Origin of the sequence: Streptomyces sp. NPDC090798 (genome assembly GCF_044768965.1) — a bacterium.
Classification (GTDB): domain Bacteria; phylum Actinomycetota; class Actinomycetes; order Streptomycetales; family Streptomycetaceae; genus Streptomyces.
Window position 1 is genome coordinate 131,172 of the sequence record NZ_JBIVXA010000008.1, and the last position, 24,315, is coordinate 155,486.

Sequence of the window (24,315 nt, forward strand, 5' to 3'; positions counted from 1 at the left end):
AGGTGTTCGAGGGGGTAGCATCCGCGCCATCGGTACCAGGAGTTCCCGAGCAATGCCGTGCTTCTTACATGCGTGGAGGAACAATGCAGCCGACCGCCACGGTGCTGGTCTACAGCGACGACTCCAACACCCGGGGGCAGGTGCGGCTGGCGACCGGCCGCAGACCGGCCCCCGACGTCCCCCAGGTCGAGTTCATCGAGTGCGCCACGCCCGCCGCCGTCCTGACGGAGCTGGACAAGGGCGGCATCGACGTCTGTGTGCTGGACGGCGAGGCGGTTCCGATGGGCGGCATGGGCGTCTGCCGGCAGATCAAGGACGAGATCTTCAACTGCCCGCCCGTGCTGGTGCTCATCGGGCGGCCCCAGGACGCCTGGCTGGCCACGTGGAGCCGTGCGGACGCGGCGGTGACCCTGCCGGTTGATCCGGTCGAGTTCGCCTCCGCGTTGGCCTCGCTGCTCCGCCGCAAGGCCCTTCTGGGCGCCTGAGAGCTCGGTCCGCCACGCCGTGCGGCGTCCGCGGGTGATTCGTGGTCGCTCGCGCCCCGCGGCGGAGCCGCAGAAGAACACGGCCCCGCGCCCCTTTCGGGGCGCGGGACAGGTCGACCTCACACGCTCTGGGGACGTAGCCTCGCCCGGTCCGTCAGTTTCGGGCCCTCCGGGGTGCCCGCTGTCAGGGCGCTGCCGTTGCGCCAGTCCTTCCAGTCGACGTTCCAGTCCCCGAAGCCGTTGTTGAACGGGGTCATCTCGTCGCCGTTGGAGTTCTGGACCTTCACGATGTCGCCCGGCCGGACGTTCTTGAAGAACCACTCGGCGTTGCTGGTGCTCATCCCGGTGCAGCCGTGGCTGACGTTGGCGGACCCCTGCTCCCCCACCGACCAGGGCGCGGCGTGCACGTACTCGCCGCTCCAGGTGACCCGGGTCGCCCAGTAGACGGGCAGGTCGTAGGAGTCCGCGCTGCCCTCGGCGATGCCGACGGTGGTACCGCGCATCCGTACGTAGGGCTCCTTGCTCAGTACGACCTTGACGCCGTTACGGGTCTCATAGCCCGGCTTGCCGGTGGTGACGGGGATCTGGTTGATCACCTGGTCGTTCTTGTAGACCGTCATGGAGTGGGCGGCCGCGTCCGTGACGGCGACGAAGCGGTCCCCCGTGGTGAGCGTCAGGGGCTTCGCGTCGCCGCCCCAGAGCCGGTCGGCGACCTTGATGCCCTTGAGGTTGCTGTGGGCCTGGATGGTGGCGTGGACGGGCCAGTACTCCTTGGGGCGGTAGTGCAGCGTCTTGTCGTCCACCCAGTGCCAGGCGCCCTCCGCGGCGGGCACGGAGTCGACCTTCAGGGCGCCCTCGACGATCGCGCGAGCGGCCTTGTCCTTGACCGGGGCGCTGAGTTCGGCGGTGATGGGCTGACCGACGCCGTACTCGCCCGAGGCGGGCCCCAGCGTCACGCCCAGGGGCTTGTTGCTGGTGGGCGCGGTGGTCTCGAAGTCGACGATCTGGCGGCCGGGGGCGCCGTCCTCGTCCTCCGTGCTCACGTGCACCGTGTAGTGGGCGCCCGAGGCCAGTGGTGAGGTGCTGTGCCATCGGGTGCCGTCGGCGGTGAGTTCGCCCGCCACATAGCGCCCCGACGAGTCGACGGCCGTCACATCGGTGATGCGCTCGTCGTCGCCCTTGGAGGTGATTTCCAGGGGCTTGTCCGGGTCGACCTTGCGGCTGTCGCCGACCACGTCGGTGAAGGAGAGCTGACCCGCCGCGTCGTACGGCCTGGCGGAGAGCGGGTGGCCGCTTCCGCCGCAGGCAGCGGCGGCCGCGCCGAGGGCGACCACCAGCGTGGTGCGGCTGACGACCGTGCGGATTCGCGGTGCGTGATTCATGGACTCACGCTATGAACACCCGTCAACCATGGCGCGGCGAGTGAGCCGTGTGGGCGATGAGACGTACCGCAAAAGAGGAAGCCCGGACTCTCCGTCAGGAGAATCCGGGCTTCCGGGGTGTCCAGCGATCGCTCCGGGACCGCGAGCGTGCTACTGGGTGCGGTCCTCACCGTGGTAGTACTCGAAGACCCAGCCCCACAGGCCGATCAGGATGATCGGGAACCCGAAGTACAGCAACCACCAGCCGAAGACGACGGCCGTGAAGGCGAGCGCGCCGCCGACACCGAGCGCGAGCGGCTGCCAGCTGTGCGGGCTGAAGAAACCCACCTCGCCGGCCTCGTCCGCGACATCGGCCTCGTCGTTGTCCTGCGCCAGCTGGTCGACCCGCCGGGCCGTGAAGGCCAGGTAGTAGCCGATCATCACGCTCAGGCCGAAGGCCAGGAAGAGCGCCGTGGTGCCGGCGGGCTCCTTCGACCACAGGCCATACACGATCGCGATGACCAGGATGAAGGCAGCCAGCCAGAGGAACATCTTGCCTTGGACCTTCACTTGCCGGCCTCCTTGCCACCAGCGAGGGCCTTCTCACCGTGACCGGCGTTCTCGAGCTGGTCGAGAGCGGCGATCTCCGGGTGGTGCAGGTCGAAGGCCGGGGATTCGGAACGGATCCGCGGCAGCGTGAGGAAGTTGTGCCGCGGCGGCGGGCAGGACGTGGCCCACTCCAGCGAGCGGCCGTAGCCCCACGGGTCGTCGACCTCGACCTTCTTGCCGTACTTGGCGGTCTTCCACACGTTGTAGAAGAACGGCAGGATCGACAGGCCGAGCAGGAACGAGCTGATCGTCGAGATCGTGTTCAGCGTGGTGAAGCCGTCGGCGGCGAGGTAGTCCGCGTAGCGACGCGGCATGCCCTCGACACCCAGCCAGTGCTGCACCAGGAACGTGCCGTGGAAGCCCACGAACAGCGTCCAGAAGGTGATCTTTCCGAGGCGCTCGTCGAGCATCTTGCCGGTGAACTTCGGCCACCAGAAGTGGAATCCGGAGAACATCGCGAACACGACCGTACCGAAGATCACGTAGTGGAAGTGCGCCACCACGAAGTACGAGTCCGAGACGTGGAAGTCCATCGGCGGCGAGGCCAGGATGACACCGGTCAGACCGCCGAAGGTGAAGGTGATCAGGAAGCCGACCGCCCAGAGCATCGGGGTCTCGAAACTCAGGGACCCCTTCCACATCGTTCCGATCCAGTTGAAGAACTTCACGCCTGTCGGTACGGCGATGAGGAACGTCATGAAGGAGAAGAACGGGAGCAGTACGCCACCGGTGACGTACATGTGGTGCGCCCACACGGTCACGGACAGACCGGCGATGGAGATCGTCGCGGCGATCAGGCCCATGTAGCCGAACATCGGCTTGCGGGAGAACACCGGGATGACTTCGGAGATGATGCCGAAGAATGGTAGCGCGATGATGTACACCTCTGGATGGCCGAAGAACCAGAAGAGGTGTTGCCATAGCAAGGCTCCGCCATTGGCGGCGTCGAACACATGCGCACCGAATTTTCGGTCCGCCTCCAGCGCGAACAGCGCCGCCGCCAGCACGGGGAAGGCCAGCAGCACCAGCACCGCGGTGAGCAGCACGTTCCACACGAAGATCGGCATGCGGAACATCGTCATGCCGGGGGCGCGCATGCAGATGATGGTCGTGATGAAGTTGACCGCACCGAGGATCGTGCCGAAGCCGGAGAAGGCCAGACCCATGATCCACATGTCGGCGCCGACACCCGGCGAGCGGACCGCGTCCGACAGCGGGCTGTAGGCGAACCAGCCGAAGTCGGCCGCGCCCTGCGGGGTGAGGAAGCCACCGACCGCGATGAGGGAGCCGAACAGGTAGAGCCAGTAGGCGAACATGTTCAGCCGCGGGAACGCCACGTCGGGCGCGCCGATCTGCAGCGGCATGATCCAGTTGGTGAAACCGGCGAACAGCGGCGTCGCGAACATCAGCAGCATGATCGTGCCGTGCATCGTGAACGCCTGGTTGAACTGCTCGTTCGACATGATCTGCGTACCGGGGCGCGCCAGTTCGGCGCGCATCAGCAGCGCCATGACGCCACCGATGCAGAAGAACGCGAACGACGTGACGAGGTAGAGCGTGCCGATCGTCTTGTGGTCAGTGGTGGTGAGCCACTTGATCACGACGTTGCCCGGCTGCTTGCGCCGCACCGGCAGCTCGCTCTCGTACGAGTCTTCGGCTGCCCCGGCACCCTGAGGTTCGTTGAGGATGCTCACAGGTTGTTCGTCTCCCGGTTCTTCTCGTGGCCCGTCTGCTCAATGCCGGCCGGGACGTAACCGGTCTGTCCCTGCGCCGCGAGCTGCTTGAGGTGGGCCTCGTAGCGCTCGGGGGAGACGACCTTCACGTTGAAGAGCATCCGGGAGTGGTCGACGCCGCACAGCTCGGCGCACTTGCCCAGGAAGGTGCCCTCCTTGTTGGGGGTCACCTGGAAGGAGTTGGTGTGGCCCGGGATGTCGTCCATCTTCATCAGGAACGGCACCACCCAGAAGGAGTGGATGACGTCACGCGAAGTGAGGACGAAGCGGACCGTCTTGCCCTTGGGCAGCCAGAGGGTCGGACCGGGGTTGCCCGTCTGCGGGTTCCGCTCACCCGGCGTACCGACCTCGTAGACGCCGCCGGCGTTCGCCGGGAAGTCCTTCGTGAACCGGTCCGGAATGGCGGCCAGGTTCTTGTCGGTCTTCGCGTCACCGGTGACACCGGGGACGTTCTCGATGTAGTTGAAGCCCCAGCTCCACTGATAGCCGACCACGTTGATCGTGACGTCGGGCTTCTGCTTGAGGCTGAGGAGCTTCGTCTCGTCGCGGGCGGTGAAGTAGAACAGCACCGAGACGATGATGAGCGGGACCACCGTGTACAGCGCCTCGATGGGCATGTTGTACCGGGTCTGCGGAGGAACTTCGACCTTGGTGCGACTGCGCCGGTGGAAGAACACACTCCACAGGATCAGGCCCCACACCAGCACGCCGACGGCGAGCGCGGCCGCCCAGGACCCCTGCCACAGGGAGAGGATCCGCGGACCCTCTTCTGTGGTCGGGGTGGGCATACCAAGGCGGGGGAAGTCCTTGTATGTGCAACCGGTGGCGGTCGCCAGGACCAGGCCCGCAGTCAGTGCCTGCAGCAGCTTCCGCCGCATCGGGCGCCGCGGCGAGCGGTCGGAGCCGTTGGGACTCACGTAGCGCCTTCCCGAGAGTCTCGCCCGCGCGGTTGGCTGCGGCCTTCTCGCTGGTCGGTCGCCGCCCTGCGTCGGGCAGGGGTTTGGATGTTTATGCGGACCAAACCCTACTGGACGCTATTTGGGGTCGCGCGGGGAGGGTGCCCAACGCGCCGCGGGTCACTCTGAAGGGGTGGGATGCCCCGCCCTGGGTCACTTTCTGACGGGGGGTTCGGGGCGCCCAGCAGCTCGGGAGGGGTCCTGGAGTACGGCGGCCGCGGCCCGGCGGGGGCTGGTCGCGCCGTTCCTCGCGCCCCTTTGGGGCGCTGGTCCGACCGGGGCTTTAGCGTTGGGGTGTGGCCTACTTCGATGCTGCTTCCGCTGCTCCTCTCCATCCCGTCGCCCGGCAGGCCCTGCAGGCCTCGCTCGACGAGGGGTGGGCCGATCCCGCTCGGCTCTACCGGGAGGGGCGGCGGGCCCGGCTGTTGCTCGACGCGGCGCGCGAGGCGGCGGCCGAGGCGGTGGGGTGCCGCCCGGACGAGCTGACCTTCACCTCGTCCGGCACCCGGGCGGTGCACTCCGGGATCGAGGGTGCGTTGGCGGGCCGCCGACGCGTCGGACGCCACCTGATCGTGTCAGCCGTCGAACACTCGTCGGTACTCCATTCGGCAGAGGTCCACGAGGCGGCGGGCGGCTCGGTGACGACGGTGCCCGTCGACCGCGCGGGCACCGTCTCCCTTTCTTCCTACGCCGCCGCCCTGCGCCCCGACACCGCACTCGCGTGCCTCCAGTCCGCCAACCACGAGGTGGGCACGGAGCAGCCGGTGCGGGAGGTCGCGGAGGCGTGCCGGGCGGCGGGGGTGCCGTTGTTGGTGGACGCCGCGCAGTCACTGCCCTGGCGCCGGGTGGAGGGCGACTGGTCCCTGCTGACGGCAAGTGCTCACAAATGGGGCGGCCCTTCGGGGGTCGGACTGCTCGTCGTGCGCAAGGGGGTGCGGTTCGCTCCCCAAGGGCCCGTGGACGAGCGGGAGTCGGGGCGGGCGGCGGGCTTCGAGAACATCCCGGCCGTCGTGGCCGCGGCGGCGTCGCTGCGCGCGGTACGGGCGGAGGCGGCCACGGAGGCCGCGCGCCTGCGGGAACTGACGGAACGGATCCGCGTACGGGTGCCCGAACTGGTCCCGGACGTGGAGGTGGCCGGGGACGCGGTGCGCCGTCTCCCGGGAATCGTCACCTTCTCCTGCCTGTACGTCGACGGGGAGACGCTCCTGCACGAACTGGACCGGGCGGGCTTCTCGGTCTCCTCCGGCTCCTCCTGTACGAGCAGCACGCTGACCCCGAGCCATGTCCTGAAGGCGATGGGCGTCCTGAGCGAGGGCAACGTCCGCGTCTCGCTGCCACCGGGTACGCCGTCCGAGGACGTCGACCGGTTCCTGTCGGTGCTGCCGGACGCGGTCGCGGACGTACGCGAGAAACTCGGCGCCCCGACGGCGCCGGCGCCGCCCACCCCGTCCCCCTCCGACTCCGACGCGCTCGTGGTGGACTCGCTCGGCAAGCGCTGCCCCATCCCGGTCATCGAACTGGCCAAGGTCATCGGGGAGGTGCCGGTGGGCGGCACGGTTCGCGTCCTGTCGGACGACGAGGCCGCCCGGCTGGACATCCCGGCGTGGTGCGAGATGCGGGGGCAGGAGTACGTCGGGGAGGAGCCGGCGGACCAGGGCTTCGCCTATGTGGTCCGCCGGGTGTCCTAGCGGGCCGGCCTCAGGGGTGTCCTGATCAGGCCAGGTGGGCCCGGACCTCGATGGCCGCGTCGTCGCCGTACGCCTTGGTGAAGCGGTCCATGAAGTGGGCGCGGCGCAGCTGGTACTCCTGGGTGCCGACCGTCTCGATGACCAGCGTCGCGAGCATGCAGCCGACCTGGGCGGCACGCTCCAGGGAGACTCCCCAGGCGAGGCCGGAGAGGAAACCGGCGCGGAACGCGTCGCCGACGCCCGTCGGGTCCGCCTTGCGCTCCTCGTCGGGGCAGCCGACCTCGATCGGGTCCTCACCGGCCCGTTCGATGCGCACGCCCCGTGCGCCGAGGGTCGTCACGCGGTGACCGACCTTCGACAGGATCTCCTCGTCGCTCCAGCCGGTCTTGGACTCGATGAGCCCCTTCTCGTACTCGTTGGAGAAGAGGTAGGTCGCCCCGTCCAGCAGTATCCGGATCTCGTCGCCGTTCATGCGGGCGATCTGCTGCGAGAAGTCGGCGGCGAAGGGGATCGCGCGGGAGCGGCACTCCTCCGTGTGGCGGAGCATCGCCTCCGGGTCGTCGGCGCCGATCAGGACGAGGTCGAGGCCGCCGACCCGGTCCGCGACCGACTTGAGCTCGATCAGCCGGGCCTCGCTCATCGCGCCCGTGTAGAAGGAGCCGATCTGGTTGTGGTCGGAGTCCGTGGTGCACACGAAGCGCGCGGTGTGCAGCACCTCGGAGATCCGGACCGAGGCGGTGTCGACGCCGTGGCGGTCGAGCCACGCCCGGTACTCGTCGAAGTCGGAGCCCGCGGCCCCGACCAGGATCGGCCGGGTGCCCAGCTGTCCCATGCCGAAGGCGATGTTCGCGCCGACGCCACCCCGTCGTACGTCGAGGTTGTCGACCAGGAAGGACAGGGAGACCGTGTGCAGCTGGTCCGCGACGAACTGGTCGGCGAAACGGCCAGGAAAGGTCATGAGGTGGTCAGTGGCGATGGAGCCGGTGACTGCGATACGCACGGCGAGGACACGCTCCTGCGACGGAAGGGGATTGACAGTTCACGCTACCCGGTCGACAGGTGCCCTCTGAAGTGGTCAAAACTACCCGATAGTAGGTCTTTCTTCGTAACGCTCGGCGTGCATACGGTTCCGTCATGACGAACCTCAAGGTCCACGGCTCCGCTCCGCACGACCTCGAAGGCGATCTGGCGTCGCTGCGCGGCGACGGCGCCCTGGCCCGGGACTGGGCGGCACCGGACCCGATCATCTCCCGTCCCGACCTTCCCGTGTCCCCGTCGCGCATCCACGGGGTGACCGTTCCTCCCGCGTCCGCCCGCCTGCTGGACGCGATGTCCGACTACGGCGACTGACAGGGCCCGGAAGGATCTCGGAAAGGGCGGCCCCGAACGGCGCCCGCAGGGAACCGTGCGCTCCCCCGCTGCGTCCCATCGCTGTCCCCCGTAAAGGGGATGCGGTGTACGACCAGAAGGAGCGATGCGGTGAGCACCGAGCGACCCGAGTCCGAAGCGCCCGAGCCCCCCGAGGACGGCGGCGAGCCGGCGAAGCAGCGCCGTCGCCATTCCCCGGCGGCCGTCGCGTCGGTCGCGGCCGCGGTGCTGCTGGTCGGAGGCGGCGGGGCCTACTTCGCGGCCTCCGCGTCCGGCGGCGGGAGCGACCGCGACCACTCCGCGACCCCCGGCGCCGACGGCACTCCCCCGCCGCTGGCCCTCGACGGCTACACCGAGGGCGGTACGGGTGGCACCGGCGGCGGTATCGCACCCGGTGAGCCCAACCCCTACGGCGCGACCTACCACGCGGACGGCACCCTGCCCGCCGGCCCGGACTCCGCGCCCGTCTACGCGGCGAAGGGCGAGGTCACGGCGGCCGAGGTGGCCCGCCTCGCGAAGGCCCTGGACATCGCGGGCACCCCGAAGCTCACCGGCGAGACCTGGAAGGTCGGCCAGGACAAGGACGGCTCGGGACCCAGCCTCCAGGTGAACCAGCAGGCCCCCGGGACGTGGACGTTCAGCCGGTACGCGCCCGGCACCGACAACTGCAAGGGCGCCGTGTGCACGAGCGACCCCGGTTCCCCGAGCAGCCACGCGGTGACCGAGGCCGCCGCGAAGAAGGCCGCCGTACCCGTGCTGAAGGCGCTGGGCCAGGACGACGCCAAGCTGGACGCGAGCGAGCTCATGGGCGCCGTACGGGTGGTGAACGCGGACCCGAAGGTCGGGGGCCTGCCCACGTACGGCTGGACGACCGGCGTCCAGGTCGGCCCGGACGGCCAGGTGGTGCGCGGCAACGGCCTGTTGAAGACGCCGGTCAAGGGGGACACCTACCCCGTGATCGGTGCGCGCAAGACCCTGGACCTGATGAACGGCCCGGCCTCCCTCGCGACGCCGGGCGGCGGGCGCATGGGACCCGGCGGCTGCGCCAGCGCCGTACCGCTGAAGGACCGTGACGAGACTCCGTGCGGCGCGTCGACGGTGGTGCCGAAGCGGGAGTCGGTGGCCGTCGAGAAGGCCGTCTTCGGGCTGGCCTCGCACTTCGTGTCCGGGCACCAGACGCTGGTGCCTTCCTGGCTCTTCGAGGTACGGCCGACGGGCACGGACTCCGCCTTCACGGTGACGCATCCGGCGGTCGACCCGAAGTACCTGTCCTCACCGGAGCCGACCCGGGCGCCGGCGCCGACCGCCACTCCCAGCCCGCGGCCGACCGCGGCGCCGACGTCCCACGACGTCAAGGTGCAGGGCTACACGGCCGACGGCAAGGACCTGACCGTGAGCTTCACGGGCGGGGTGTGCGCGGACTACTCCGCCTCGGCGAGCGAGAGCACGGACAAGGTGACCGTCAAGGTGACCGAGACACCGTGGCAGGGCAGGATCTGCATCCTCATCGCCAAGGTGTACGAGAAGACGGTGCACCTCGACCAGCCGCTCGGCGACCGCAAGGTCGTCGGGACGGACGGCAGGCCGATCGCGGAGGGCAAGGTCGCCGGCGCCTCGGTGAAGACGCCTCAGGCTCGGTAGGCACGGGAGTGGTCGGGTCGGCTCAGGTCGGCTGCGGCATGGCTCCGGATACGCGAAGGCGGCGTCCCTGTCGGAGGGGGACGCCGCCTTCGTACGCGTTGTTCAGCAGTCGGCCGAGGCTCAGCTGAAGGAGTCGCCGCAGGCGCAGGAGCCCGTCGCGTTCGGGTTGTCGATCGTGAAGCCCTGCTTCTCGATGGTGTCCACGAAGTCGATGGACGCGCCGCCCAGGTACGGAGCGCTCATGCGGTCGGTGACGACCTTGACGCCGCCGAAGTCCTTGACGACATCGCCGTCGAGGGAGCGCTCGTCGAAGAAGAGCTGGTAGCGCAGACCGGAGCAGCCGCCGGGCTGAACGGCGACGCGCAGCGCCAGATCGTCGCGGCCTTCCTGGTCGAGCAGGGCCTTGACCTTGCCCGCGGCGGCGTCGGACAGGATGATGCCGTCGCTCACGGTGGTGGTCTCGTCCGATACGGACATCTGCTTCTCTCCCGGGTTGTTCGGAGACTGCTTGCCGACGTTTGCAACCGCCGGGGCCGCGGATTCATTCCGGGCCGAGAGTCTGTCTTTCCGTGGTCTTTCCGTTCTCTTCTCCCATGCTCGCACACGCGCCGGAACGCGGACAGCGGCCTGTGGACATCCTCCGGGATTCACGTCACATCGACACTATGGGCATCGTCAACATGACGTGAAGCGGTTATGATAGATAGCGTCATTTCGACGAAAAGGCTAGTCCGGATGTCCCGCTGGATCGCCCCCGTGATCCAAGCGAGCCGCAGAACAGAAAGGGTGCGTGTCGTGACCACCGCCCAGACCCAGGAGCTCGACGTACAGCCGACGCCCCTCGCCCTGCTGCTGCTCGGCCGTGAGGCCGACCCGAGGAGCGAGCGCGGCGTGGAGTGTCCCGGAGACCTGCCCTCGCCGTCCGACCCGGACCTCGTGGAGCGGGCCCGCGCGGCCAAGGAGAAACTCGGGGACAAGGTCTTCGTGCTCGGCCACCACTACCAGCGCGACGAGGTCATCCAGTTCGCCGACGTCACGGGCGACTCCTTCAAGCTGGCCCGCGACGCCGCCGCGCGCCCGGAGGCCGAGTACATCGTCTTCTGCGGTGTGCACTTCATGGCGGAGTCCGCGGACATCCTGACGTCCGACGACCAGAAGGTCGTCCTCCCCGACCTCGCCGCCGGCTGCTCCATGGCCGACATGGCGACGGCCGAGCAGGTCGCCGAGTGCTGGGACGTGCTGACCGAGGCCGGGATAGCCGAGCAGGTCGTGCCCGTCTCGTACATGAACTCGTCCGCCGACATCAAGGCGTTCACCGGCAAGCACGGCGGCACGATCTGCACCTCCTCCAACGCCCAGCGCGCCCTGGAGTGGGCGTTCGAGCAGGGCGAGAAGGTCCTCTTCCTGCCCGACCAGCACCTCGGCCGCAACACCGCCGTCCGCGACATGGGGATGAGCCTGGAGGACTGCGTCCTCTACAACCCCCACAAGCCGAACGGCGGCCTCACCGCGGAGCAGCTGCGCGACGCCAAGATGATCCTGTGGCGCGGCCACTGCTCGGTCCACGGCCGCTTCTCGCTGGACTCGGTGAACGACGTCCGCGAGCGCATCCCCGGCGTGAACGTCCTCGTCCACCCCGAGTGCAAGCACGAGGTCGTGTCGGCCGCGGACTACGTCGGCTCCACGGAGTACATCATCAAGGCCCTGGAAGCCGCCCCGGCCGGCTCCAAGTGGGCGATCGGCACGGAGCTGAACCTGGTCCGCCGCCTGGCGAACCGTTTCGCGGCCGAGGACAAGGAGATCGTCTTCCTCGACAAGACGGTCTGCTTCTGCTCCACCATGAACCGCATCGACCTCCCCCACCTGGTGTGGACCCTGGAGTCCCTCGCCGAGGGCAACCTGGTCAACCGCATCGAGGTGGACAAGGAGACGGAGGCGTTCGCGAAGCTGGCGCTGGAGCGGATGCTGGCGCTGCCGTAACCCGGAGATCACTCCGCCCTCGGGCGTACCAGGCCCGACTCGTAGGCGATCACGACGAGTTGGGCCCGGTCGCGGGCGCCGAGCTTGGCCATGGCCCGGTTGACGTGCGTCTTCACGGTGAGCGGACTGACCTCGAGCCGCTCGGCGATCTCGTCGTTGGAGTGGCCTCCCGCGACCTGGACGAGCACCTCGCGCTCGCGCCCGGTGAGCGCCCCGAGCCGCTCGGCCCTGGCGGAGTCCCGGCCCTCGTCCGCACCGTCCCCCTGGGCGAGGAACTTGGCGATCAGCCCCTTGGTGGCCGCAGGGGACAGCAGTGCCTCGCCGCCCGCCGCGATCCGGATGGCGTTCAGCAGCTCCTCCGGCTCCGCGCCCTTGCCGAGGAAGCCGGAGGCGCCGGCCCGCAGCGACTGCACCACGTACTCGTCGACCTCGAAAGTCGTCAGCATGACCACCCGTACGTGCGCGAGCCCCGGGTCGGCGCTGATCAGCCGGGTGGCGGCGAGGCCGTCGGTGCCCGGCATCCGGATGTCCATCAACACCACGTCGGCACGGACCTCCCGGGTCAGCCGCAGCGCCTCCGCGCCGTCGGACGCCTCGCCGACGACCTCCATGTCGGGCTCGGAGTCGACGAGGACACGGAACGCGCTGCGCAGCAGCGCCTGGTCGTCGGCGAGCAGGACACGGATGGTCATGCGGAGTCCCCCAGGGCGGACGCGGTGCGGTTCTTGACCGGAAGGATCGCATGGACCCGGAAGCCGCCTCCGTAGCGGGGACCGGTCGTGCAGGTGCCGCCGAGCGCGGTGACCCGCTCGCGCATCCCGAGCAGCCCGTGCCCGCCGCCCTCCGCCGGGCCGTCGTCCTGCCCGGGTCCGTTGTCGAGGACGGTCACTTCCACGTTCGGTCCCACGCGTACGACGCTGATCTCGGCCTTCGCCTGCGGGCCCGCGTGTTTCTGCACATTGGTGAGGGCTTCCTGGATCACGCGGTACGCGGCGAGGTCGACGGCGGCGGGGAGGGTGGTGCCGTGGTCGGCGCGGGCGACTTCGACGGGGAGTCCGGCGTTGCGGAAGGTGTCGGCGAGTTCGTCGAGGCGGGCGAGGCCGGGGGCGGGTTCGGTGGGGGCCTCGGGGTCGCCGGACTGGCGCAGCAGGCCCACGGTGGCGCGCAGTTCGTTGAGTGCCGAGCGGCTGGCCTCGCGGACGTGCGCGAGGGCTTCCTTGGCCTGGTCGGGGCGCTTGTCCATCACATGGGCCGCGACTCCGGCCTGCACGTTGACGAGGGCGATGTGGTGGGCGACGACGTCGTGCAGATCGCGGGCGATGCGCAGCCGCTCCTCGGCGACCCGGCGGCGGGCCTCCTCCTCGCGGGTGCGCTCGGCGCGGTCGGCGCGTTCGCGGATGGCGTGCACGAAGGCGCGGCGGCTGCGTACGGCGTCGCCCGCGGCGGCGGCCATGCCCGTCCAGGCGAAGATCGCGAGGTTCTCCTGCGCGTACCAGGGCAGGGGGCCCACCAGCATCGCGCAGGCCGTCAGCACCGTCATCGTGAGCAGGCCGACGCGCCAGGTGGTGGGGCGGTCCGTGGCCGACGCGACGGTGTAGAGGGCGACGACGGCGGACATGACCACCGGGGCTCTGGGGTCGCTGGCGACCAGTTCCACGGCGGAGAAGGCGCCGGTCGTGGCGAGGATCGTTCTGGGGGCGCGGCGGCGGAGTACGAGGGCGGCGGCGCTGAGCACCATGAGGGTGAGGCTGAGGGCGTTCGGGGTGTGCGTACCCCAGGTCGCTCCGTTCCCCCCGTGGGGGTCGATGAAGGAGCTGGCCATCATCGTCACGAGTACGCCGGTCGCCAGGGTGGCGTCCAGGGCCATGGGATGCGCGCGGAGTCTGTACTTCGTGCGCTCTAGGGTGCTCACTCGTTTTACGGTACGGGGCCCTCGCAGGGGGCGGAACGGTCGCCACCTGGCCCCGGGTTTCTCGCCCCCCGCCGCCCTTACCCGTCCCCTCCCGTACCTGGGGACTCCGCCCCCGGACCCCCGCTCGGCCTGAACGGCCTCGTCCTCAAACGCCGGACGGGCTGGAAGACGCGCGCCGGCGCCCCGTCAGGGGCGCGGGGAAACCGCGCGCCAAGCCCCCACCGGCCCGCGGCGAAAGAGCTCGGGGCGGATGGGAGACGTGGGGCGGTTCCCCACCCCTGGGGCACGGGGAACCGCGTGCGCAAGCTGTACGGGCCCCGAGCTGAGGAGACCCCCTGCTCCCCCCGGGAGGGAGCCGTCAGCCGGGGATCAGGCCCTCGTCGGTCAGCATGGCGCGGACCTCGTCGAGGGTCGCGTCCGGGGACGGGAGGATGAGGTCCGAGGGTTCCAGGGCCTCGTCGGGGAGTGGAGCGCCCAGACGGCGGACCGAGTCGAGAAGGGTGGACAGGGTGCGGCGGAAGCCGGCCTCGTCACCGCTCTCCATCTCGGCGAGCAGCTCGTCGTCCAGCTTGTTGAGTTCGGTGAGGTGGCCGTCGTCCAACCTCACCTGCCCCTCCCCCATGATCCGTACGATCATGTCGCCCTCCTCAGGCGCCCTAGGTGTGGGTCACTGCTTGTCGAAGCGCGGGGTGTCCTGCGGCTGGGACTGCGACTGTCCGCTACCGCCCTCGATCGCCTGCTGCGGCGAGGAGCCACCGGCGAGCTCGGCCTTCATGCGCTGCAGTTCGAGCTCTACATCCGTACCACCGGAGAGCCGGTCCAGCTCGCTCTGGATGTCGTCCTTGGCCAGACCGGACTGGTCGTCGAGCGCACCGGAGGCGAGCAGCTCGTCGATCGCGCCGGCACGGGCCTGCAACTGCGCGGTCTTGTCCTCGGCACGCTGGATCGCCATGCCGACGTCGCCCATCTCCTCGGAGATGCCGGAGAAGGCCTCTCCGATACGGGTCTGCGCCTGGGCCGCCGTGTAGGTCGCCTTGATGGTCTCCTTCTTGGTGCGGAAGGCGTCCACCTTGGCCTGGAGTCGCTGCGCCGCGAGGGTGAGCTTCTCCTCCTCGCCCTGGAGGGTCTGGTGCTGCGTCTCCAGGTCCGTCACCTGCTGCTGGAGCGCCGCGCGGCGGGAGAGCGCCTCGCGGGCCAGGTCCTCCCGGCCGAGCGCGAGCGCCTTGCGGCCCTGGTCCTCCAGCTTGGTGGACTGGTTCTGGAGCTGGTTCAGCTGAAGTTCGAGGCGCTTGCGGCTGGTCGCCACATCCGCGACGCCGCGGCGCACCTTCTGCAACAGCTCCAGCTGCTTCTGGTACGAGTAATCGAGGGTTTCGCGCGGGTCCTCGGCCCGGTCAAGGGCCTTGTTCGCCTTCGCGCGGAAGATCATCCCCATACGCTTCATGACACCGCTCATGGGCTTCGCGCGCCCCCTTCTGACGGACTCCAGCTCCAGGTACTGCAACAGAACCCACAGTACGGGCCCTGCATCCATTACCGCACTGTTCGGGGACGGATGCGCTCATCCCCAAGGACGACTGCGTACGGCACCGCTCCGGCGTAGGGAGTAGGTGGGACTCGGGGTCCACCCGTACGCAACGTCCTCTCTGTCCCACTACAGACGCGCGGTGTTGCCGGATCGTTCCCCACTCGAACGACGTCCATGCCGCCGCACCCCGTACCCTTGGGTTTTGTGTTCCGTAGCCGTGCCAAGGAAGAGAAGGCCCTCGCCGACAAGGCGCAGGTGACCGACTCCAAGCAGACCCGTGACCCGCAGGCCCCCAAGGGCCGCCCCACGCCCAAGCGCAGTGAGGCCCAGACCCAGCGTCGCAGCGTCGCCCAGACGCCGACGACGCGCAAGGAGGCGGCCAAGCGGCAGCGCGACGAGCGTCGTGTCCAGATGGAGAAGCAGCGCCAGGCCCTGGCCAACGGCGACGAGCGCTTCCTGCCCGCCCGTGACAAGGGGCCGGTGCGGAAGTTCGCACGCGACTTCGTGGACTCGCGCTTCTGTGTCGCGGAGTTCTTCCTGCCGATGGCCGTGGTCATCCTCGTGCTGAGCATGGTGCGGGTGGGCTCGCTGCAGAACATCGCGCTGCTGCTGTGGCTCGTGGTGATCGTGATGATCGTGGTCGACTCGATCGGCATCGCGATCCGCCTGAAGAAGCAGCTGGCCGCCCGCTTCCCCGACGTGCCCAAGAAGGGCGCGGTCGCCTACGCGCTGATGCGCACTCTCCAGATGCGTCGCCTCCGGCTGCCGAAGCCGCAGGTCAAGCGCGGAGAGCGGCCCTGAGCGCGACATCGTTCTCCGGAGGCGCGGCGGATGCCTGGCTGAGCAAGCTGGGCGGGCTGCGTGATGTCGTACGACAGGAGCTGGTGGCCCGGCAGCTCGACGAGCAGATAGCCGGCCGGTTCCCGGTCGGACAGCGGCTGCGGGTGCTCGACGTCGGAATGGGCCAGGGCACGCAGGCGCTGCGGCTGGCCCGGGCCGGGCATCAGGTGACCGGCCTCGAACAGGACGCGACGATGCTCGCCGTGGCCCGGGAGGCGCTGGCCGCCGAGCCCGAGGGCATCCGGAGCCGGGTGCGGCTCATCGAGGGCGACGGACGCGAGACGGGCGTGCACTTCCTGCCCGGCAGCTTCGACGTGGTCCTGTGCCACGGCGTACTCATGTACGTCGAGGAGCCGGACCCGCTCCTCGCGGGGCTGGCGCGGATGCTGGCCCCGGGCGGGCTGCTCTCGCTGCTGGTGCGCAACGCCGACGCGCTGGCCATACGGCCGGGATTGTCCGGGGACTGGACGGCGACCCTGGCCGCGTTCGACACGGACGCCTACGTCAATCGGCTCGGCCTCGCCGTCCGCGCGGACCGGCTCGCCACCCTGACGTCGACGCTCGCGGGGATCGGGGCGGCGCTGCACGCCTGGTACGGCGTGCGGGTCTTCACGGACACGGCGCCCGACGGGACCCCCGTCCCCGAGGACGTGGAGGCTCTCCTGGCCGCGGAGGAGCGGGCCGGTCGGACGGATCCCTATCGCCAGGTGGCGGCCCTGCTGCATCTCTGCGGCGTACGCGGCTGATCCATCCCCGCGGCGTACACGGCTGATCGCTGCCCGACCACCCCCTGTTCGGCCCTGCACCGCAAGCCACGGGAGAGCCGCGAAAGGGACACTCGGGACATGGCTGCCACCCGTGTCCCCGTGTCGCGTCCGCTGCTCCCCATAGCCGCCCTCGTCTGCGCCGCCGCCCTGCTCTCCGGCTGTTCCGACGCCGGGTCGCCGGCCAGGAAGGGCGGCACGAGGGACGGGACGAAGGACGGGACGACGCAGGCCGTCGCCCCGCTCGCGGCCGACGACCTGCAGAACGCCTACCTGAAGGTGATCAAGAACGTCCTGCCCTCGGTGGTGCAGATCCAGGCGAGCGACGAACTGGGCTCGGGGGTGGTGTACGACGACCAGGGACACATCGTCACCAACGCGCACGTGGTCGGGAACGAGAAGACGTTCAGGGTGACGACGGCCAACAGCCAGAACGTGCTGACGGCCAAGCTCGTGTACACCTACCCGGGCCAGGATCTCGCCGTCATCAAGCTGGACAAGGTGCCGAGCGGGCTGAAGGCGGCCACCATCGGGAACTCGGAGAAGGTCGAGGTCGGCCAGATCGTGCTGGCGATGGGCTCACCCCTCGGGCTGTCGTCCAGCGTGACCCAGGGCATCGTGTCGGCGACCGGGCGCACCGTCAGCGAGGACAGCACCGGCGGCGGGACGGGGGCCACCATCGCCAACATGGTGCAGACGTCGGCCGCGATCAACCCGGGCAACAGCGGCGGCGCGCTCGTCGGCCTGAACGGGCAGGTCATCGGCATTCCCACACTGGCCGCGACGGACCCGACCTTCGGGGGCGGCACGGCACCCGGTATCGGATTCGCGATCCCCGCCTCGATGGTGCGGACGATCGCCGACCAGATCATCAGGACCGGCAAGGTCACCGACTCGGGACGGGCCGCGCTCGGCGTCACCGGCCGTACGGTGCTCGACGAGACCTACACTCCCGCGGGTGTCGCCGTAGTCCAGGTGAAGCCCGGCAGCGCGGCCGACACGGCCGGCATCCGGCCCGGCGACATCATCACCCGGATCGGCACGGACGACATCACCACCATCACCTCGCTCGCCGAGGCGCTCGCGGCCGACAAGCCGGGCCAGCGGACCCGGGTGACGTTCGTCCGGGGCGCGACCGAGCGGACGGTCGACGTGCGGCTGGGCGAGCAGTAGGCACCGGGTGAAGGCGGCGGCGAGGGGTTGACGCACGGCGAACGGGGTTGCCGGGAGCGGTCCCGGCAACCCCGGTCGGCCTACTCCGGTTCGGCGTGCAGGCTCATCGGCCCGTAGATCTTCGTGCTGTCCTCGAAAAGGAACACCTGGTCCGCGCCGCCCTCCAGGAGGTCCTTCCAGACCTCGCCGATCCAGGACTCCGCATCGCCCTGCGTGGTGAACTCCTCGGGCTGCACCGCGGGTTGGACCTCTGTCCCGTCGGACTTCTCGAACCGCCACGTCCATGCCGCCATGTACGCCTCCCAGGTATGAGCACACTGCACAGCGGAAGCCGCACAAGATCCGGCTCCCGTCCGAAGCCTAGGCGCTCGGCCGGGCGCGGAACAGAAGATCGCGAGTCGCGGCACGCGCCGCGGGTCGTGAACGGCCCCGCGCCCCTCCGGGTGCTGTACCCGAACGCGCGCCGCCCACCACGACACGGGAAAATCAGGGCGTGGAACTGACTCTGCTCGGCACCGGCGCCCCCGAGGGCCTGCCCCGTCCCGACTGTCCCTGTGCGGCCTGTGCGAGTGCGCTCGGCGCGGACGCGCGGGCGGCCACCGCGCTGCTCGTGGACGGCACGCTGCTGCTCGACCTCACGCCCGGCGCCGCGTTCGCCGCGGCCCGCTCCGGGCACTCGCTGGGCGGCGTACGGCAGGTACTGCTGTCGCATCCGCACGACGGGCCCGCGGTCGAGGTGCCGGCGGGACTGCCGCAGCCCGTACGGGTTCCGGACGGCAGCGAGCTGGCGCTGCTGACCGGGCACCGGGTGCGGGCGGTGCCGATGGACTCGCCCGGCACGGGGTACGCGGTGACCGGGCCGGACGGACAGCGGCTGCTGTATCTGCCGCCGGGCGCGGCGCCCGCGGGACTGGACGAGAACGGCGACTCGTACGCCATGGTGGTCGCCGATGTGGTGGGGCGGCCGGACGCCCTGGCGAAGCTGCGCGCGGTCGGGGCCGTCGGACCGACGACGGACGTGATCGCGGTCCACCTCGACCACGACGTGCCGCCGGGCCCCGAACTGCGGCGGCGGCTCGCGGCGGCGGGCGCGCGGGCGGTACCGGACGGGACCACGCTGGACGTGGGCGTCTACGAGGACGTACCCGACGTACCGCGCCGCACCCTGGTGCTCGGCGGGGCGCGCTCGGGCAAGTCGGTGGAGGCGGAACGGCGTCTGGAGTCCTTCCCCGGGGTGCTGTACGTGGCGACGGGCGGGGCCCGGGGCGGGGACGACGAGTGGGCGTCGCGCGTGCACGCCCACCGTGAGCGGCGGCCCGGCTCCTGGCGCACGGTGGAGACCTGCGACCTGGTGCCGCTCCTGGAGGGCCCCGGTCCTCCTCTCCTCGTCGACTGCCTCTCCCTCTGGCTCACGGACGCGATGGACTCCGTGAACGCGTGGGACGACGCGGAGTGGGCCGGCGGCGGCGAACGCGCGCTGCGCGCCCGCGTCGAGGAACTCACCTCCGCCGTCCGCAACACGCGCCGCACCCTCGTCGCCGTCTCCAACGAGGTCGGCTCCGGCATCGTCCCCGCCACCGCCTCCGGGCGCCGCTACCGCGACGAACTCGGCCGCCTGAACGCGGGGTTCGCGGCGGAGTGCGAGCACGTGCTGCTGGTGGTGGCGGGGCAGGCGCTGACACTGCGGGGCTGACCGGGGCCGACCGGGGCCGACCAGGGCTCAGGATTGCCTGCGGGCGATGATCCGGAAGGCGTTCGAGAAGCGGGTGCGGCGGAAGACCGGAGCCATCGCGTGGTCCAGGGCGGAGGCCGAGGCGAGCAGCGGGACGCTCGCCCGGGACAGCGCCGTGTGCAGGGCGCGGTGGAGCGGGGTCGGCGGGGTGGGGCGCCAGGGGGCGTCGAGATCGGGCAGGACGCGGCCGAGGGCCAGCGCGAGGGCGCCGGCGAGGTCGTAGGGGATGTGCGGTTCGCGACGGTCCGTCGCGACGATCTCGCAGCCGAGGGACTCCAGTTCGCCCAGCAGGTTGGACAGCGGCATCAGGTGCAGATGGCGCGGCTGGCCGTACGACACCCACCACCTGCCCAGCAGCGCGCCGAACGCGCAGTCGGGGTCCGGCACTTCGACGAGGAGGTGACCGCCGGGCCGCAGGACCGTCAGGGCGGCGCGCAGCTCCTCGCGCGGGTCGCGGGTGTGCTCCAGATGGTGGAACATGCTCACGACGTCGTAGCGGGCGCTCAGCCGCCCGGTGATCCGCGGGTCGGTGAGCCGGCCGCGGTGGGCCTCCTCGATGTGCCCGGCCGCCCGTGCCTTCTCGACCCGCCGGGTGGGGTCGAGGCCGTCGAAGGACGTGTACGGGTGGACCTCCCGGGCGACGGCCGGGAAGTGTCCGTGCCCGGTGCCGACGTCGAGCCAGCTCTCCGGCTCGGCGTGCCGGAGCAGCGCGCGGGCGGCGGCCCGGTGGCGCCCTCTGCTGCCGCGGGCGCCGAGGAGCCGGTCGGTGAGGCCGTCGAGGCCCTCGTGGAAGTCCCGGTGGTAGAAGGCCAGTCCCTCCGCGCTGAGCCGGGGGTTCTGGAAGGCGTGGGAGCAGTCCGCGCACTCGTCGACGACGAACGTGCCGGGCTTGCGCTGCACCTGGTCCGGCGTCCGCAGCCGGGTGCGCAGCCGCTTCGAGCCGCACCAGGGACAGTCCTCCCGGCGCGGCTCGTGGAACCGGTCGGTGCCTTGGGCGAGTTCGGCCGCGTAGGCGGCGCGGCGCTCGGCGCTCGGGGGTGGCGTGGGGGGCATGGACGCTCCTGGGGACGGCAGGGTGGGGGGACGGCGGGGCGCGCGAGCGAGCCGTACGACAATCCGACACAAACGGTACGTAGCGGATCGTGATCCGGGGTGCAACGACGTGGCGCGGACGTGTTCGATCGCTGCCGGTACTGTTCGGCGAATGAGCTCGCTTAATCTCGACGACTTCACCGATCTGATCGAGCGCCCCGACGGAGGCGTGCGCCGGGACGCCGAGGCGCGCCGGGAGCGCCAGATCGTGCCGCCCGGGGCGCTGGGCCGCCTCGACGAACTGGGTGAGTGGCTGGCGGCGGCGCAGTCCGCGGTGCCGGTGCGGCCCATCGAGCACCCGCGTGTGGTGCTGTTCGCGGGCGACCACGGGGTCGCCGAACTCGGTGTGTCGGCGCGGCCCGCGGGCACCGCCGACCGGTTGGTGCGGGCGGTCCTGGAGGGCGCGAGCCCCGCCGCGGTGCTGGCGCGCCGGCTCGGCGTGCCGGTACGGGTCGTCGACATGGCGCTGGACTGCGATCCGCAGGAGCTGCCCGCGGAGGTCGCAGGGCATCGGGTGCGGCGCGGGTCGGGGCGGATCGACGTCGAGGACGCGCTGACCCTGGAGGAGGCGGAGGCCGCGTTCCGGGCGGGGGTCGCGGTCGCGGACGAGGAGGCGGACTCCGGTACGGATCTGGTGGTGCTCGGCGATGTGAGCGTCGGCGGGACCACCGCGGCGGCCGTACTGGTCGCCGCGCTGTGCGGGACCGACGCGTCCGTGGTCACCGGGCGGGGCGGGCGGCCCATCGACGACCTCGCGTGGATGCGCAAGTGCGCGGCCGTGCGGGACGCCTTGCGGCGGGCCCGGCCGGTGCTCGGGGATCAGCTGCAGCTGCTCGCGGTGGTGGGCGGCGCCGATCTCGCGGCGATGACGGGGTTCTTGTTGCAGTGCGCGGTGCGGAAGATGCCGGTGATCCTCGACGGGGTCGTCTCGGCCGCGTGCGCCCTCGTGGGGCAGCGGGTCGCCTTCCGGGCGCCGGACTGGTGGCTGGCCGGCCAGAACAGCGGCGAGCCTGCCCAGGCGAAGGCCCTGGACCGTATGGCCCTCGAACCCCTCCTCGACCACGGCGTCACGGTCGGCGAGGGCGCGGGAGCCCTTCTCGCCCTCCCCCTCGTCCAGTCCGCCGCCGCCCTCTCCGCCGAACTCCCGGAGACCCCGACCCCCGAGCCCGACGCCGAGGCCTCCGACCAGGACGAGAAGTAGCACCCCCGGCCAGGGGCCGCGCCCCGCACCCTCCCCCGCAAACGCCGTCCGCCCCGAGGCCCTTCAGGACGGGGAACTGCGCGACAAGCCCCCACCGGCCGGCAGCCGAAGAACTTCGGGCGGACGGGAACGTGGGGCGAAGCCCCACCCCTGGGGGCGCGGGGAACTGCGCGACAAGCCCCCACCGGCCCGCGGACAAGGCACTCCGCGCGGCCGGGGAATCGGGGCGCAGCCCGGACCAAGGGGCGCGGGGAACTGCGCGATCAGCCCCCTTCCACCCGCACGCACAGGACCACCCCTGGCCGTCGAGGAAGCCCACCCCGCAACAGAACCCCGGCCCGCATCACCCGCACCGCCCCTCCCCCGCACGACGCACCCCGCCCCATATCATCGCCCTTTATGGGAGATGCCCGAATTGCCGCTGACCAGGAGCGGGTCCCGGCCCGTCAGGGTGAAGGGGACCACCTGTCCACGGGCGCGTCACGCAGAGCCGCCGCCTTCGCGGTCTGGTACTTGCGGGCCGTCGCGTTCATCAACTTCCTGAGCGCCGCGTGGGTGTCGCTCGGACAGGACGTACGGCGCCACAACACCGAGAACTTCTTCACCCCGTACCTGCTGACGGCAGGATTCGCGTCGGGTGTGTTCACCATGTTCCTGGCCATCACGATGCGCCGCCGCAAACGGGCCGCGTGGATCCTCAACTTCGTGCTCAGCGGACTGTTCCTGATGCTGTTCGCCGTCGCGATGACGTTCCCGGAGATCCGCCAGTACGCCCAGAACTGGGTCTCGATCGCCCTGACCGCCGCCTTCGTCATCTCGCTCGTCGTCGGCCGCCGGGAGTTCTACGCGAAGGGCGACCGGTCGAACCCCAAGCTCGCCGCGGCCGTCGCCGTCGGCGGACTGCTCGTCGCCTCCCTGCTCGCCGCGTTGCTGGTGACGGTCACCAACAGCGCCCAGGACGCCTACCGTTCGACCTTCTGGGACCGCTGGCGCTACGGCGCCCTGCGACTGGTCTCCGTCGCCGCCGACGACTCCCGCTTCCAGGGCCTGGAGATCGCCAACTGGGTCAACGTCGCCATCAACGTGCTCAGCACCCTGCTGGTCCTCGCCGTGCTCTACGCCGCCTTCCGCTCCCGCCGCGCCGTCGACCCGCTCACCGAGGACGACGAGAGACGGTTGCGCACCCTGCTCGACCGGCACGGCGACCGCGACTCGCTGGGCTACTTCGCGCTGCGCCGGGAGAAGAGCGCGATCTGGTCGCCGACCGGCAAGGCCGCGGTCGCGTACCGCGTCGTCGGCGGCGTCTCACTGGCCTCGGGCGACCCGATCGGCGACCCGGAGGCGTGGCCCGGCGCCATCGAGCCCTGGCTCGCCGAGGCCCGCGCGCACGGCTGGATCCCGGCGGTGATGGGAGCGAGCGAGGAGGCGGGGACCGTCTACTCACGGCACGGGCTCGACGCCCTCGAACTCGGTGACGAGGCGATCGTCGAGACCGCCGAGTTCACCCTCGACGGACGCGCCATGCGCACGGTCCGGCAGGCCTACAACCGGGTCAAGCGGGCCGGGTACGAGGTGCGCATCCGCCGCCACGATGACATCCCGGCCGACGAGATGGCGTACCTCCTGCGGCGTGCCGACGACTGGCGGGACGGGGCCACCGAGCGCGGGTTCAGCATGGCGCTGGGACGGCTCGGTGACCCGGACGACGGGCAGTGCGTGATGCTGGAGTGCACGGACGGGCAGGGCGAGTTGCGAGCGCTGCTGTCCTTCGTGCCGTGGGGGCCGCGGGGGCTCTCGCTCGACCTGATGCGGCGTGACCGGGACGCCGAGAACGGGCTGATGGAGTTCATGGTGATCGAACTCCTGCGCCGCGCCCAGGAAATCGGGATCACCCAGGTCTCGCTCAACTTCGCCATGTTCCGTTCCGTCTTCGAACGTGGTGGCCGCCTCGGTGCCGGGCCGGTGCTGCGGCTGTGGCGTTCCCTGCTCAGCTTCTTCTCGCGCTGGTGGCAGATCGAGTCGCTGTACCGGGCCAACGCCAAGTACCGGCCGATCTGGGAACCCCGGTTCCTGCTCTTCGAGAAGAGCGCGGACCTGCTGCGCATCGGCCTCGCGGCCGCGCGCGCCGAGGGGTTTCTCGAAGCACCCGGACTGCCGAAGTGGCTGCACCGCAGACACCTGGAGTCGCACCGATGAGGGCCGCCGGACAGACGGGGAGAGCCTGACGGATGGGGACCGGGACAGCAGGACAG

23 protein-coding genes are annotated in these 24,315 nt (G+C 70.7%); 11 read left to right on the forward strand and 12 right to left on the reverse strand.

Annotation, left to right across the window (positions count from 1 at the left end; all coding sequences use genetic code 11):
- The first annotated feature begins 83 nt into the window (after positions 1 to 83).
- On the forward strand, positions 84 to 485 hold the full coding sequence (locus ACIQTP_RS19280) for a response regulator transcription factor (RefSeq protein ID WP_075026437.1): 402 nt from the start codon (positions 84 to 86) through the stop codon (positions 483 to 485).
- Between the two features lie 119 nt (positions 486 to 604).
- On the opposite strand, the gene ACIQTP_RS19285 is transcribed toward ACIQTP_RS19280, so the two are convergent.
- The 4 genes from ACIQTP_RS19285 to coxB all read right to left on the reverse strand — a co-directional run bounded on the left by ACIQTP_RS19285 (position 605) and on the right by coxB (position 5,105).
- Entirely contained in the window at positions 605 to 1,867 is a 1,263-nt protein-coding gene (locus tag ACIQTP_RS19285) for an Ig-like domain-containing protein (protein ID WP_403401230.1), read from the reverse strand.
- Between the two features lie 150 nt (positions 1,868 to 2,017).
- A complete protein-coding gene (locus ACIQTP_RS19290; protein ID WP_402037251.1) occupies positions 2,018 to 2,416 on the reverse strand; it encodes a cytochrome c oxidase subunit 4 in 399 nt (132 codons plus the stop codon).
- Complete coding sequence (ctaD, locus tag ACIQTP_RS19295) at positions 2,413 to 4,149, reverse strand: cytochrome c oxidase subunit I (protein WP_402037248.1); 1,737 nt, start codon at positions 4,147 to 4,149, stop codon at positions 2,413 to 2,415. Before ctaD ends, ACIQTP_RS19290 begins: the two co-directional genes overlap by 4 nt.
- The gene (coxB, locus tag ACIQTP_RS19300; protein WP_402037245.1) at positions 4,146 to 5,105 is read right to left on the reverse strand and encodes a cytochrome c oxidase subunit II; all 960 of its coding nucleotides are present in this window, start codon (positions 5,103 to 5,105) and stop codon (positions 4,146 to 4,148) included. The genes ctaD and coxB overlap by 4 nt, the downstream gene beginning before the upstream one ends.
- Positions 5,106 to 5,440: 335 nt before the next feature.
- Here coxB and ACIQTP_RS19305 point away from each other — a divergent pair, with 335 nt between their 5' ends.
- The gene (locus ACIQTP_RS19305) at positions 5,441 to 6,832 is read left to right on the forward strand and encodes a cysteine desulfurase/sulfurtransferase TusA family protein (RefSeq protein WP_403401233.1); all 1,392 of its coding nucleotides are present in this window, start codon (positions 5,441 to 5,443) and stop codon (positions 6,830 to 6,832) included.
- A 25-nt stretch (positions 6,833 to 6,857) separates the two neighbouring features.
- Here ACIQTP_RS19305 and ACIQTP_RS19310 read toward each other — a convergent pair whose 3' ends face one another.
- Positions 6,858 to 7,832 carry a carbohydrate kinase family protein gene (locus ACIQTP_RS19310; RefSeq protein ID WP_402037240.1) on the reverse strand — a complete coding sequence of 325 codons (975 nt, stop codon included), beginning with the start codon at positions 7,830 to 7,832 and terminating at the stop codon, positions 6,858 to 6,860.
- Positions 7,833 to 7,966: 134 nt separating this feature from the next.
- On the opposite strand from ACIQTP_RS19310, the gene ACIQTP_RS19315 reads away from it, so the two are divergent.
- Together ACIQTP_RS19315 and ACIQTP_RS19320 are read left to right on the forward strand one after the other, a co-directional pair.
- Entirely contained in the window at positions 7,967 to 8,182 is a 216-nt protein-coding gene (locus ACIQTP_RS19315) for a hypothetical protein (protein ID WP_190170143.1), read from the forward strand.
- A gap of 99 nt (positions 8,183 to 8,281) precedes the next feature.
- Positions 8,282 to 9,841 (forward strand): hypothetical protein, encoded by a 1,560-nt coding sequence (locus tag ACIQTP_RS19320; protein WP_403401236.1) that lies wholly within the window; start codon positions 8,282 to 8,284, stop codon positions 9,839 to 9,841.
- A gap of 120 nt (positions 9,842 to 9,961) precedes the next feature.
- Here the strand turns inward: ACIQTP_RS19320 and ACIQTP_RS19325 are convergent, their stop codons facing one another.
- Positions 9,962 to 10,318: an iron-sulfur cluster assembly accessory protein gene (locus ACIQTP_RS19325; RefSeq protein ID WP_101405588.1), complete on the reverse strand. Its 357-nt coding sequence runs from the start codon at positions 10,316 to 10,318 to the stop codon at positions 9,962 to 9,964.
- Between the two features lie 318 nt (positions 10,319 to 10,636).
- Here ACIQTP_RS19325 and nadA point away from each other — a divergent pair, with 318 nt between their 5' ends.
- Positions 10,637 to 11,821 (forward strand): quinolinate synthase NadA, encoded by a 1,185-nt coding sequence (gene nadA, locus ACIQTP_RS19330; protein WP_067364751.1) that lies wholly within the window; start codon positions 10,637 to 10,639, stop codon positions 11,819 to 11,821.
- An 8-nt stretch (positions 11,822 to 11,829) separates the two neighbouring features.
- On the opposite strand, the gene ACIQTP_RS19335 is transcribed toward nadA, so the two are convergent.
- The 4 genes from ACIQTP_RS19335 to ACIQTP_RS19350 form a co-directional block, all read right to left on the reverse strand.
- On the reverse strand, positions 11,830 to 12,513 hold the full coding sequence (locus tag ACIQTP_RS19335) for a response regulator (RefSeq protein ID WP_403401238.1): 684 nt from the start codon (positions 12,511 to 12,513) through the stop codon (positions 11,830 to 11,832).
- Positions 12,510 to 13,733 carry a sensor histidine kinase gene (locus ACIQTP_RS19340; protein WP_403401240.1) on the reverse strand — a complete coding sequence of 408 codons (1,224 nt, stop codon included), beginning with the start codon at positions 13,731 to 13,733 and terminating at the stop codon, positions 12,510 to 12,512. The genes ACIQTP_RS19335 and ACIQTP_RS19340 overlap by 4 nt, the downstream gene beginning before the upstream one ends.
- 358 nt (positions 13,734 to 14,091) lie before the next feature.
- Positions 14,092 to 14,370 carry a hypothetical protein gene (locus tag ACIQTP_RS19345; RefSeq protein WP_403401242.1) on the reverse strand — a complete coding sequence of 93 codons (279 nt, stop codon included), beginning with the start codon at positions 14,368 to 14,370 and terminating at the stop codon, positions 14,092 to 14,094.
- Between the two features lie 30 nt (positions 14,371 to 14,400).
- Entirely contained in the window at positions 14,401 to 15,189 is a 789-nt protein-coding gene (locus tag ACIQTP_RS19350) for a PspA/IM30 family protein (RefSeq protein WP_402037573.1), read from the reverse strand.
- Between the two features lie 246 nt (positions 15,190 to 15,435).
- Between ACIQTP_RS19350 and ACIQTP_RS19355 the strand changes: the two genes are divergently transcribed.
- From ACIQTP_RS19355 to ACIQTP_RS19365, 3 genes are all read left to right on the forward strand, one after another.
- Positions 15,436 to 16,062: a DUF3043 domain-containing protein gene (locus ACIQTP_RS19355; RefSeq protein ID WP_403401244.1), complete on the forward strand. Its 627-nt coding sequence runs from the start codon at positions 15,436 to 15,438 to the stop codon at positions 16,060 to 16,062.
- A gap of 83 nt (positions 16,063 to 16,145) precedes the next feature.
- A complete protein-coding gene (locus ACIQTP_RS19360; RefSeq protein WP_403401246.1) occupies positions 16,146 to 16,847 on the forward strand; it encodes a class I SAM-dependent methyltransferase in 702 nt (233 codons plus the stop codon).
- Between the two features lie 99 nt (positions 16,848 to 16,946).
- Entirely contained in the window at positions 16,947 to 18,038 is a 1,092-nt protein-coding gene (locus ACIQTP_RS19365; protein ID WP_403401248.1) for a S1C family serine protease, read from the forward strand.
- 80 nt (positions 18,039 to 18,118) lie between these two features.
- Here ACIQTP_RS19365 and ACIQTP_RS19370 read toward each other — a convergent pair whose 3' ends face one another.
- On the reverse strand, positions 18,119 to 18,331 hold the full coding sequence (locus tag ACIQTP_RS19370; RefSeq protein ID WP_054231569.1) for a hypothetical protein: 213 nt from the start codon (positions 18,329 to 18,331) through the stop codon (positions 18,119 to 18,121).
- A 200-nt stretch (positions 18,332 to 18,531) separates the two neighbouring features.
- Between ACIQTP_RS19370 and ACIQTP_RS19375 the strand changes: the two genes are divergently transcribed.
- Positions 18,532 to 19,731 (forward strand): bifunctional adenosylcobinamide kinase/adenosylcobinamide-phosphate guanylyltransferase, encoded by a 1,200-nt coding sequence (locus ACIQTP_RS19375; protein ID WP_403401250.1) that lies wholly within the window; start codon positions 18,532 to 18,534, stop codon positions 19,729 to 19,731.
- Between the two features lie 27 nt (positions 19,732 to 19,758).
- Here ACIQTP_RS19375 and ACIQTP_RS19380 read toward each other — a convergent pair whose 3' ends face one another.
- Positions 19,759 to 20,823, reverse strand: a complete 1,065-nt coding sequence (locus ACIQTP_RS19380; RefSeq protein ID WP_403401252.1) for a class I SAM-dependent methyltransferase — start codon at positions 20,821 to 20,823, stop codon at positions 19,759 to 19,761.
- A 151-nt stretch (positions 20,824 to 20,974) separates the two neighbouring features.
- On the opposite strand from ACIQTP_RS19380, the gene cobT reads away from it, so the two are divergent.
- Together cobT and ACIQTP_RS19390 are read left to right on the forward strand one after the other, a co-directional pair.
- Positions 20,975 to 22,063 (forward strand): nicotinate-nucleotide--dimethylbenzimidazole phosphoribosyltransferase, encoded by a 1,089-nt coding sequence (gene cobT, locus ACIQTP_RS19385; RefSeq protein WP_403401254.1) that lies wholly within the window; start codon positions 20,975 to 20,977, stop codon positions 22,061 to 22,063.
- A 399-nt stretch (positions 22,064 to 22,462) separates the two neighbouring features.
- Positions 22,463 to 24,259, forward strand: coding sequence for a phosphatidylglycerol lysyltransferase domain-containing protein (locus ACIQTP_RS19390; RefSeq protein ID WP_403401256.1), 1,797 nt, complete (start codon positions 22,463 to 22,465; stop codon positions 24,257 to 24,259).
- Positions 24,260 to 24,315 lie beyond the last annotated feature (56 nt).

Coding starts and splice junctions, on each gene's coding strand:
- ACIQTP_RS19280 (WP_075026437.1), top strand. CDS start 84: ATGCAGCCGACCGCCACGGTGCTGGTCTACAGCGACGACTCCAACACC.
- ACIQTP_RS19285 (WP_403401230.1), bottom strand. CDS start 1,867: ATGAATCACGCACCGCGAATCCGCACGGTCGTCAGCCGCACCACGCTG.
- ACIQTP_RS19315 (WP_190170143.1), top strand. CDS start 7,967: ATGACGAACCTCAAGGTCCACGGCTCCGCTCCGCACGACCTCGAAGGC.
- ACIQTP_RS19320 (WP_403401236.1), top strand. CDS start 8,282: ATGCGGTGTACGACCAGAAGGAGCGATGCGGTGAGCACCGAGCGACCC.
- ACIQTP_RS19325 (WP_101405588.1), bottom strand. CDS start 10,318: ATGTCCGTATCGGACGAGACCACCACCGTGAGCGACGGCATCATCCTG.
- ACIQTP_RS19335 (WP_403401238.1), bottom strand. CDS start 12,513: ATGACCATCCGTGTCCTGCTCGCCGACGACCAGGCGCTGCTGCGCAGC.
- ACIQTP_RS19345 (WP_403401242.1), bottom strand. CDS start 14,370: ATGATCGTACGGATCATGGGGGAGGGGCAGGTGAGGTTGGACGACGGC.
- ACIQTP_RS19350 (WP_402037573.1), bottom strand. CDS start 15,189: ATGAGCGGTGTCATGAAGCGTATGGGGATGATCTTCCGCGCGAAGGCG.
- ACIQTP_RS19355 (WP_403401244.1), top strand. CDS start 15,436: ATGCCGCCGCACCCCGTACCCTTGGGTTTTGTGTTCCGTAGCCGTGCC.
- ACIQTP_RS19365 (WP_403401248.1), top strand. CDS start 16,947: ATGGCTGCCACCCGTGTCCCCGTGTCGCGTCCGCTGCTCCCCATAGCC.
- ACIQTP_RS19370 (WP_054231569.1), bottom strand. CDS start 18,331: ATGGCGGCATGGACGTGGCGGTTCGAGAAGTCCGACGGGACAGAGGTC.
- ACIQTP_RS19380 (WP_403401252.1), bottom strand. CDS start 20,823: ATGCCCCCCACGCCACCCCCGAGCGCCGAGCGCCGCGCCGCCTACGCG.
- cobT (WP_403401254.1), top strand. CDS start 20,975: ATGAGCTCGCTTAATCTCGACGACTTCACCGATCTGATCGAGCGCCCC.
- ACIQTP_RS19390 (WP_403401256.1), top strand. CDS start 22,463: ATGGGAGATGCCCGAATTGCCGCTGACCAGGAGCGGGTCCCGGCCCGT.